The sequence below is a fragment of the Methanoculleus sp. UBA413 genome (genome assembly GCF_002502935.1).
Taxonomy (GTDB): Archaea; Halobacteriota; Methanomicrobia; order Methanomicrobiales; family Methanoculleaceae; genus Methanoculleus; species Methanoculleus bourgensis.
In genome coordinates, this window is the sequence record NZ_DAQR01000007.1 from 29,841 (window position 1) to 36,992 (window position 7,152).

Annotated in this window: 11 protein-coding genes and 1 pseudogene; 4 read left to right on the forward strand and 8 right to left on the reverse strand. The window is 61.3% G+C overall.

The features are described from left to right. The first annotated feature begins 171 nt into the window (after window positions 1-171). The gene (locus BP858_RS00780) at window positions 172-1,143 is read left to right on the forward strand and encodes a hypothetical protein (protein ID WP_286878582.1); all 972 of its coding nucleotides are present in this window, start codon (window positions 172-174) and stop codon (window positions 1,141-1,143) included. 80 nt (window positions 1,144-1,223) lie between these two features. On the opposite strand, the gene BP858_RS00785 is transcribed toward BP858_RS00780, so the two are convergent. Both BP858_RS00785 and BP858_RS00790 read right to left on the reverse strand, forming a co-directional pair. Next, window positions 1,224-1,568: a nucleotidyltransferase domain-containing protein gene (locus BP858_RS00785; protein ID WP_286878583.1), complete on the reverse strand. Its 345-nt coding sequence runs from the start codon at window positions 1,566-1,568 to the stop codon at window positions 1,224-1,226. Further along, a complete protein-coding gene (locus tag BP858_RS00790) occupies window positions 1,511-1,954 on the reverse strand; it encodes a HEPN domain-containing protein (protein WP_286878584.1) in 444 nt (147 codons plus the stop codon). The genes BP858_RS00785 and BP858_RS00790 overlap by 58 nt, the downstream gene beginning before the upstream one ends. A 97-nt stretch (window positions 1,955-2,051) precedes the next feature. Between BP858_RS00790 and mntA the strand changes: the two genes are divergently transcribed. Continuing rightward, window positions 2,052-2,477 carry a type VII toxin-antitoxin system MntA family adenylyltransferase antitoxin gene (mntA, locus tag BP858_RS00795; RefSeq protein WP_281767164.1) on the forward strand — a complete coding sequence of 142 codons (426 nt, stop codon included), beginning with the start codon at window positions 2,052-2,054 and terminating at the stop codon, window positions 2,475-2,477. A gap of 146 nt (window positions 2,478-2,623) precedes the next feature. Continuing rightward, the gene (locus tag BP858_RS00800; protein WP_286878585.1) at window positions 2,624-2,938 is read left to right on the forward strand and encodes a hypothetical protein; all 315 of its coding nucleotides are present in this window, start codon (window positions 2,624-2,626) and stop codon (window positions 2,936-2,938) included. 142 nt (window positions 2,939-3,080) lie between these two features. Here the strand turns inward: BP858_RS00800 and BP858_RS00805 are convergent, their stop codons facing one another. The 5 genes from BP858_RS00805 to BP858_RS00825 all read right to left on the reverse strand — a co-directional run bounded on the left by BP858_RS00805 (window position 3,081) and on the right by BP858_RS00825 (window position 5,358). Continuing rightward, window positions 3,081-3,371 (reverse strand): type II toxin-antitoxin system RelE family toxin, encoded by a 291-nt coding sequence (locus BP858_RS00805; RefSeq protein ID WP_286878586.1) that lies wholly within the window; start codon window positions 3,369-3,371, stop codon window positions 3,081-3,083. Then, the gene (locus BP858_RS00810; protein WP_145916327.1) at window positions 3,368-3,577 is read right to left on the reverse strand and encodes a DUF7557 family protein; all 210 of its coding nucleotides are present in this window, start codon (window positions 3,575-3,577) and stop codon (window positions 3,368-3,370) included. Before BP858_RS00810 ends, BP858_RS00805 begins: the two co-directional genes overlap by 4 nt. 63 nt (window positions 3,578-3,640) lie before the next feature. Then, the gene (locus BP858_RS00815; protein ID WP_286878587.1) at window positions 3,641-3,826 is read right to left on the reverse strand and encodes an antitoxin VapB family protein; all 186 of its coding nucleotides are present in this window, start codon (window positions 3,824-3,826) and stop codon (window positions 3,641-3,643) included. A 291-nt stretch (window positions 3,827-4,117) separates the two neighbouring features. Further along, entirely contained in the window at window positions 4,118-5,086 is a 969-nt protein-coding gene (locus tag BP858_RS00820) for an ATP-binding protein (RefSeq protein WP_286878588.1), read from the reverse strand. A gap of 95 nt (window positions 5,087-5,181) precedes the next feature. Next, a complete protein-coding gene (locus BP858_RS00825; protein WP_281767170.1) occupies window positions 5,182-5,358 on the reverse strand; it encodes a hypothetical protein in 177 nt (58 codons plus the stop codon). Between the two features lie 140 nt (window positions 5,359-5,498). Between BP858_RS00825 and BP858_RS00830 the strand changes: the two genes are divergently transcribed. After that, a complete protein-coding gene (locus tag BP858_RS00830; RefSeq protein WP_286878589.1) occupies window positions 5,499-6,101 on the forward strand; it encodes a CDP-alcohol phosphatidyltransferase family protein in 603 nt (200 codons plus the stop codon). Here BP858_RS00830 and BP858_RS00835 read toward each other — a convergent pair. Next, a pseudogene (locus BP858_RS00835) lies at window positions 6,064-7,152 on the reverse strand (oligosaccharyl transferase, archaeosortase A system-associated); the annotation flags it as partial. The gene BP858_RS00830 and the pseudogene BP858_RS00835 sit on opposite strands and share 38 nt — an antisense overlap.

Below are 7,152 nucleotides of genomic sequence, written 5' to 3' on the forward strand. Positions count from 1 at the left end.
GCGGCCGGGGATGCGACCTGCATCAAGGGCAAGCAGATCATCATCGCCGCCGGCGAGGGGGCGAAGGCTGCGCTTGCGGCGCACGAGTACCTCCTGAAGGAGGACCTCTCCCGCGCCCCCACACCAGCGGCCTTATGAGCGGGCGCACCCAACCGGATGTGGAGATGGCGTATGGTACTTGAGGAGACACTCATCATCCGCGGCCCGATCGATGTCCCGGAGGTCACGCGTGCCTTCAGGGAGGCGGGCATGCCGGCACGCATCACGCAGACTGTTGCTCTGGAGGGTCTGGTTTCTGCAAAAGGAACGATCAGGGATATTAAGGCGATGCTGAAGGAAGAGGCTTCCCGGATCGAGGAACTCACCGAAGAGACCGGGATCGAGGAGGGTGAGGATACCGGGCCCGGGGGGTTGCATGACCCCTACCTTGACGTGGTGGAGCGCGTCGCTGAAGCTATCGCTGAATTCATGGAGAGATACCAGCCCGGGGACGTTATCCCCATGGCCGGCATCAAAGAGTGGATGGTGCCGTCTGCCGGGGCCGCTCCGGAAGGGGAACCGGCAGAGGCTGTGTCACCGGATGCCGAGAGTTCCATGCTGTACAGGTTCATGGCGTTCACCGCCCTGGACGAGAACGGCCTGATCGAGACCGGGGATGAGGAAATGGTCGTGCAGGGGCATATGGATCCCGAGGACATCATCCTCACCCTCCCGGGTGGCGCCGTTGAGGATATCGATCCCGAAGCCCTCAAAGAGCACGGTATCCTGACGGAGATGACCGTCACCGCGGTGCCTGAGTACCGGCTGGAGTTCGGCCCTGAGGCTGTCCTCGGGGCGGATCTTGAGAAGATCGACGAACTTGCCGATGACCTGGAGATCGATGAGGATGAGTATATCTCGTTCCGGGAGGGCGTCTCCCTGAAGCAGGTCGTCACCGCGAGAACCATAGAAGTCCTCGAGGAACGTGGGACGCTGGCGCCGGCAGAGGTTGCGGAGGCGCTCGGGAGCAGTACCGTGGGGGATACCGAGGACGGCTGGGGGATCGTGCTGGACCTCACCCCTGAGTTTGTGAAAGGGCTCCTCACCGACCTCAGGAAGATCGGCCTGGTGCGCAAGAAGGGTGGAGGGTTCCGCTCGGTCTAGCGGGGCGTTTCACCTTATCTTGTGGGTCCTGGTGCAGATCGCCCCGCATCAGGACCCGCAACATAAGATGAAATAGTCCACTAGACCCGGATGCCTTCGGCCAGCGCCTGGTGGATGAAGGGGTTCTTCTTCCTGACCAGTTCAGCGAACTCTTCGTCGGTGTAGCAGATCGGTTCAATCGGGAGGTCGGTGAGATCGAGGATGGTTGCCGCCCGCTTGTGGAACCGCTCGCGAAAGTCCCCGACGACGATCAGGTCGATGTCGCTTGCCTCGTGGAAGTCCCCGCGGGCGAACGAGCCGTAGAGGATGATGGTGCTGACGCGCCGGCGCGACCGGATCTCGCGGGCAAGGTCCCGGATCTGCCCGATCACCCGGAGAGCGATCGTCTCGCGGCACTGCAGATCGAATCCGCGTACTCGATGCATTCTTTGGCATCCTCCTGGTCGTAGTATTCAGACGGCGTCAGGTTCCCGACGATGCTGTCCGGGTAACGCGTCATGATGTACGCGCTGTCGAGCACCTTGGCCTCACTCTTCAGGGTCTGGAACGAGGGTTCGAACGTGCTGATCTCACGGATCAGTTCGTAAACTGAATGCGTCAGGATCTTCCGGAATCCCCTGGCATACAGCAGCGCCTTCAGGGATTTCTCCGCGCTCTGCTGTGCCTGAAAGCACGCCCACTCAAAATCGCCGGTTCTGCAGCTGTTCCTTGCGCTGACGAGGTCCCTCTCTCCCTGCCGCAGCCACCGCTCTGCTTCCCGCATGTTCGCATCCATGGTATCTGCCGACAGGGTAACTATTGCTGTTCCCAAGATATAAGTGCGCCGCGGTTCTCCCCCGGTCTCTGGATGAGGCTATCCTCTCCGGGACGGCACAAGGTCTTTATCCGCCGGCGGCGATCCTTCTCCAATGAGACCCCGGAAGATCTCCCTGGAAGAGAAACGGCGCCTCCGTGCCTTTCTCACCGCCCGACTGGAGGAGAAGGAGGAGATCCTGTTCGCGTACGTGTACGGCTCCTTTCTGCAGGGCCCCTTCCGTGATATCGATATCGCCGTCTTCCTCGCAGGCGGCAGCGCAGAGTTATCCGACCCGCTCCGGTACGAGATGGTGCTGGAACAGGAACTGGAGGAGGTGGTCGGGGTGCCTGTCGATGTAAGGGTGCTCGCCGCGGCGCCGCTTTCATTTGCGTTCACGGTCCTCAAGACCGGGGAGATCCTGGTCTCCCGCGACGAGCGGGCGCGGTGCGAGTTTGTCTGCAGGATTCTCGCCGAGTACCATGACTTTTCCTATCACCGGGAGCGTTACAGGAGGGAGACCCTTGGTCTCCTACGATGAGGAGAAGGTTACCGCCCTGTCGTCGGAGTTGATACTGGCCTGCGAGAGGCTCCGTGAACTGGGCCAACTGCCGAGGGAGGTGTTTACGAAGGCGGGGTGTTCTTCACCCGGGAGGTCTTATGAGACGAACCGGGATGGGGAGTGACTTGCAAAAACCTGCAGCGGATGAAGGCGTCGCGGTTCTCTCCCGGTCTCTGGACGGGGTGCTTGAGGGTGCGGATGCGATGGTCTTCCCGGTCCCAGGCAGGCCGCGGAGGACGGTGTTTCCCTCCCCTGAGGGCCGTCCTGATGAGGAGACCAAGTTGCCTGACCCGGGTGTCGAGGCGGTAGAGGTGGTCAGGGAGACGACCCGTGGTCCGGAAGACCTCAGGGTCGCGGAGGGGGTCTGGTCGTGGCGAAGAAACGAAGGGTGTGTCATACATCTGTCTGGAGGCGAGGATCCCGTTGACGGGGAGCCATGAACCGGGGCACGAAGGCCGCAACCGGGAGGTTGGAGTGTCCACGGTACTCGCACCGGTCGTGGGGTCGGGGGCGTCACCATCTTTGGAGGTATAATACACGTCCGGGCTGTCCTATTCCGTGCTCAGATTAGCGTCGGGCGATTCAAATTCGTCCGTATCTCCGATGTGCTTTTTCGATGGACATGATGTGGGTGATATAGACGAGATTGTCGTCTGAATCGATATTGTAGATTACCGTGAACGAACGTGCGACATGGAGTCGGTATGATTCCCGTTTTTTATTCGTATGGAGTTTTTCTTTATCCCCATCCGAGCCGGGGTATGGGTTTTCCTGCAAAATTTTCAGTTTTTCTTTGATGATCCGTTGATCTTTGGCCTCGAGAGAGTTTAGAAAACCAAGCGCACGCTTATCCACCATGAGGCGGAATGTCACAGGTCTAACTCCACGAACTCGTTGCGAGCCATGATTTCTTCGATATCGTCAGTGAGCCGCTTTTTTTTAACTGTCTCTACAAGCCTCGCAAGAGTGTCGTCGAGTGTCTCGCCCGGGTGCCTGAGATCCAGGATCTGGTTATAGGTCTCTTCCGATACGGCTATGTTTTCCGCAGCAGACATTGAACCATCTTCTGTGCTGATCATGGATATACTTTCTCGAACCCGATGAAGTAGATCTGCCGACCATCGGAACAGAACAATGAGCGGTCACAACGGGATCTCCACGAGTTCTTCCGTTTCCTGGATCCGCTTGATATCTTCTACAAGACGCCGCTTCTTTTCGTGCTCGATCATCTCCTCTATCAGTTCAGAGTAGGTCATCCCCGGCTCTCGCATACTGGAGAGGGCAGCCCAGACCTCTTCCTTGACAACAATGCGCTTTGTGGCATTCATGGCATTCGTGGTATATGTATTACTGACAGAAAACATTGCCGGTGTATCGGGTACTCTCCGGCAGGTTTGTCTCCCGGTCACCGGACGCTATCTAATACGCCTCTCCCGTCCGGCATGTGCAAGGTTCGGCGGAGCGGAGCATCAACAGATCGAAAGCAGGCCCGGTGAGGTATTCACGAAGACGGTGGTCCTCGTTGAGGTGATCACAAGGATACCGGTCTCTAGGTCTGGCCTATTGGACCGTTTCACCTAATTTCGTGGGGGTTATCGCCGCCTCACGCACTGAAACCCTCAAATTCCCCCGAGGCCTTCGAGGTCCTTAGCGTAGAACCCTTCGGCCGCAAGCGTCTCCGCCCCCTCGATGGTGCGGGCGGCGATACCGGTGGTCATCGGCCGGGGGAGGCCCTTTACGAGCGGGATCTTCTCTTCCAGGGCGGCAAGGATCCCGCGTGCCTCAGCGAGGGTAAGGTCGCGGTTCTTGATCTCGACCGCAAGGCTCCCCTCCGGGCCGAGGGCGAGGAGGTCGATCTCGTCTCCCCGGCGGTTCCACCAGGGGCCGATCTTCTCATAACCCTCCGCGAGGTCCTGGGTGAGGAGGCTTCGCATCATCTCCTCGAAAGCCCACCCGGAGAACCCCTTCCACTCCCGGAGGACCCGGTCTTTCAGGAGGTCGAAGCGTCCGCTTTCATAGAGGCTCATGTTCCTGTAGATGTAGCGGGCATAAAACCGGGAAAAATTGTCGGCAAAGACGTACCTGCCCATCTTCGAGCGCCCCCTCCTCTCGGTGACCGGGACCCGGTACTCGATGACCCCAAGGAGGTCGCTAAGGTCCCGCAGGTACGGGGGAAGCGACGTTGCGGGGAGGCGGACAACGTCGGCGATCTCCTTCTGGGTTCTCTTCCCCTCGGCGATGGCGGCGAGGATCTCATAGTAGGTCGCGTGCTCCCGTCCGAACTCCTCGATCACGACGTCGCTCATCTCCCGGCGGAGGGGGGCGAGGTCGTTTAAGACAAGCCGGTCGAGGGCGCTCTCAAGATCGGTGCACCCGTACTTCTCAAGGAAGGTGTAGTAGTGAACTACCCTCCGCTTGCGCAGGGGGCTTCCTGCTTCATCCCCCTCCCCGCCGGGAGCGAGTCCACAGGCTCTTCGGCGCGTTCCACACCTGCAAGTGCGAAGTTTCGGATATTGGTCGCGGCGTTCAGGGTCTTCTGATCCCTCGTGGGATACAGCCGGTACCTCCGCAGCATACGATAGAATCATGTTAACCCTCCGCCGGCATTATGATGAGCCGTGCGGCGTGAACGTGAAGAAGGGGCGCCGCTCCCACCTTCCCCGTGCGGAGGGAGCCCTCCCGCTCATGCCCCGCGAGCCCCATCAACGTAGAAGTAAAGAGCCGGCTTTCCCCTGCAGAACTCCTTGATTAGTTCTGTCTTGCCGATCCTCCGTCTGCCGGTGACGACGAGAAAGGAGGGGGCCCGGGCGTAGAGGTGCTCCATCAACCGGAGTTCCCGCTCCCTGCCGTAGAACTTCATAGTGATTATATCTATAATAATTATAGATGTAATCATTACCTCAGCCCCGGGAGAGACACCCTTATCTCCCTGCGGGTGAGATTTCCTGCCATGGATCGGTTGGGGGCTGTCGTGGAGCTCTCCCCCGGGGAGATAGGCCGGTGATCGAGGACCGGCTCCGGGCACGGACAAACGGGGCGCTCATGCGGGCGGCAGGCCTCATCGCCAGGACGGGCGTGACCCCGAACACCCTCACGGTGCTTGGATTTCTCGGGATGGCGGTCGCCGGGGTCCTCTGTGCTTCAGGTTCGTTCTTCTTCGCCGGGCTTGTTGTTGCGGTGTCGTGCGCCTTTGACGCGCTCGACGGGGCGCTTGCCCGGACGAGCGGTGCGGTCTCGGTCTTCGGGGCGTTCCTGGACTCGTTCCTGGACCGCTACGCGGAGGCTCTGGTCTACGCCGGGATGCTTATCCACTACGCCGGTGTGGGTCCGGCCTGGGGTGTGGGGGCCACATTTGCCGCCGCGATCGGGTCGCTGATGGTCAGTTACGCCCGGGCCCGGGCTGAGGGGCTCGGGGTGGCGTGCCGGGCCGGTCTCTTCGCGCGACCTGAGCGGATCGCGGTCATCATCGCCGGGCTGGTCACGGGTCTCGTCCTCCCGGCGCTCGTGGTTCTTGCGGTCGCCACGAACGCCACCGCGGCGAGAAGGCTCCTTTACGTCCGGGGGGTTACGCTTCCCCCTTCACGGCCTCCTCGGTCACCGTGAACTCTTCTGTGCCGCCGACGATCCGGTAGTTCCCGGCGGTCTTCACGTCGTAGGGGTTGCCGACCGTGGAGTAGGGGACGACGAACCTTCCGTTCTCGCTCGCCTGCCGGTAGACAAACTCCCGCCCGGTGTTGGTGACGACCGGGACCTCGATGACCCCCTCACCCCGGATCTCGGCGCCGTTCACGTACTCAAAGACCTTCACGCTCGTCGCCGGGTCGGGGGAGGACTCGTAGACGAGCCGGTAGTGCCGGAGCGCAGGAATGGTCCCGGGCGGTGTTTTGGTGTCTATTCCGAAGACTGCTGCTGCTCCCGGGCCTGCGTAGGCCCTGACCGCCTCCGCTGCCTCGGCCGGGCTCATCTCCCGGCCGCCGGTCAGCCTCGCATACCCGGTCTCCGGAATCGAGTCGGTGTTGTACTCGACATAGAAGGCCTTCTCAGGCTCGGTGAGCGTCCCATCGAGGGTCTGGAGCCGCACCGCCATCGTCTGGTAGTAGGTCTCCCGGTAGTAGGGCTCGATGTTGTAGGTATCCTGCATCCCCGGCACCCGCTGGAGGAGCGGCGTTACGTAGGGGTCGGTGCCTGCCGACTGGTCGTGCCAGTAGGCGATCGACGGGAACGTCCCGCCTGCCATCCTGCCGTCGGTGATGATGTAGCGGGAGCCGGCCGCCGTTATGGCTTTCCCGGCCCGCTCCTCGGATGTGGCCAGGAGGAACCCGGTTGCGCTGCTGACGTGGTCCTGGAAGGGGTTGGTGTTTGGTATCCGTTGCGCCACGAACGTGATCCAGTGGCCGTAGTCCCACCAGGACATGATGCCGTAGGACTCTTTGGGGTAGGAGAAGCCGTCTTTTTCGTAGGCGGCGTAGTAGTCCACGCCGGGGTCGGGGGTGTTTGCACCCATCCACTCGAGGGCGCTGCGCCAGTCGTCGGAGATGGTGACACGGGAGACGCCGTAGCAGGCGTAGCCGATGTTCTCGGCGGCCGAAGCCCCGACGAGGGTTCCGGCGAGGAGGATCGCCATGGCGACGGCCGCGATCTCGGGGAGGGGGAG